Source organism: Shigella sp. SIG3, from assembly GCF_053555855.1.
This window is the reverse complement of the sequence record NZ_JBQZXE010000325.1, coordinates 1-426: the sequence shown is the minus strand read 5'-3', so window position 1 is coordinate 426 and position 426 is coordinate 1. Positions and strand designations below refer to the sequence as shown.

The window sequence follows — 426 nt, the reverse complement described above, 5'->3', positions numbered from 1 at the left end:
GGATCCACCGCCGGATAAGGTGTGTATCCCCGTGCCGGTATTCCCGTCCCATAAGCATCATAAGCACCCGCGCCCCACTGCGCAGAGTTAATGGCATCGACCGTGTCTCCGGAACTGTCGGTAAACCACTCAATAATTGGCTTCAGCTTGTCCCACATATCCTGAAACCACTTAACAACCGGCCCCCAGTGATTGATCACCATCCCCAGCGGCGACCAGGCAAAAACTTTCTTAAGGAGTTCCCAGCCAGCCTCAAAATAAGGACCAATGGTTTCCCAGAGCTTCTTGAAATAAGGTCCGACAACATCCCAGTTAGTGATAATTAATCCCGCAGCCATGGCTATCGCCGTCGCAATCATGCCAATCGGCGTCATCGACATGATCCTGCTGACAATGCTGATGGCACTGCCCACGCCCATCAATCCC

Annotated in this window: 1 pseudogene; it reads right to left on the bottom strand. The window is 53.1% G+C overall.

The features are described 5' to 3' along the window. Positions 1–426: pseudogene (locus ACUU1I_RS21235) on the bottom strand (phage tail tape measure protein); the annotation flags it as partial.